This window comes from Actinocorallia lasiicapitis (assembly GCF_054778695.1).
Genome location: NZ_BAAGZI010000772.1, coordinates 1 through 1073, shown reverse-complemented (window position 1 = coordinate 1073; position 1073 = coordinate 1). Strand labels below are relative to the sequence as shown.

At 75.2% G+C, this 1073-nt stretch carries 2 protein-coding genes; both read left to right on the top strand.

Annotation, left to right across the window (positions count from 1 at the left end):
* The coding region (locus ACYVE7_RS34510; RefSeq protein ID WP_460370834.1) for an ABC transporter permease at positions 1-554 on the top strand (554 nt) is incomplete at its 5' end.
* The coding region (locus tag ACYVE7_RS34505; RefSeq protein ID WP_460370832.1) for an ABC transporter ATP-binding protein at positions 551-1073 on the top strand (523 nt) is incomplete at its 3' end. The genes ACYVE7_RS34510 and ACYVE7_RS34505, both read left to right, overlap by 4 nt.

The window sequence follows — 1073 nt, the reverse complement described above, 5'->3', positions numbered from 1 at the left end:
CCCTCACCACGCTGCTCGCCCTGCCCGTCGGGGTGGTCGCGGCCCGCTACCGGGGGCGGGCGGCGCACCTGCTGGAGCAGGCCGCCTACGCCGGGCACGCCCTGCCGGGGATCACGGTCGCGCTGTCGCTGGTCTTCTTCGCGGTCCGCTACGCCGAACCGCTCTACCAGGAGCTCCCGCTGCTGGTCTGCGCGTACGCCGTGCTGTTCCTGCCGGTCGCCGTCGCCGCGACCAGGGCCGCCGTCCTCCAGGCGCCCCCGGTACTGGAGGACATGGCCAGGTCGCTGGGCCGCGGCCCCGTCCGGGTGCTGCGCGAGGTGACGGTTCCGCTGGCCGCGCCGGGCGTCGCGGCGGGCGCGGCCCTCACCTTCGTGGTCTGCATGAAGGAACTCCCCGCGACGCTCCTGCTGCGCCCCACCGGCATGGACACCCTCGCCACCCGGCTCTGGGCCGAGACCGGGGTCGGCGCGTTCGCCGCCGCCGCCCCCTACGCGACGGCCCTGCTCGTCCTCGCCGCCGTCCCCTCCTACCTTCTGGGAAGGCACCGCTCATGACCGAAGTGCAGATCCGCGGCCTGGTGAAGGGGTACGGGCCCGGCTCGACCGTCCTCGACGGGCTCGACCTCACCGTGCCCGCCGGTTCGCTCGCCGCGGTGCTCGGGCCGTCCGGGTGCGGGAAGACCACCCTGCTGCGGATCATCGCGGGGTTCCTGCGTGCCGACGGTGGCACCGTGACGGTCGGCGGACGCCTCCTGGACGGCCCCGGCACGCACCTTCCGCCCGAGCACCGCAGAATCGGGATCCTGCCCCAGGAAGGGGCGCTGTTCCCGCATCTGGACGTCGCACGGAACGTCGCGTTCGGGCTGACCGACCGGCGCGCCAGAGCGGCCCGCACCGAGGAGATGCTGGAGCTCGTCGGGCTCGCCGGATACGGCAGGCGGATGCCGCACGAACTGTCGGGCGGCCAGCAGCAGCGGGTCGCGCTGGCCAGGGCGCTGGCCCCGGCCCCGGCACTGGTGCTGCTCGACGAGCCGTTCAACGCCCTCGACAGCGCGCTGCGGGCCGGGGTGCGCG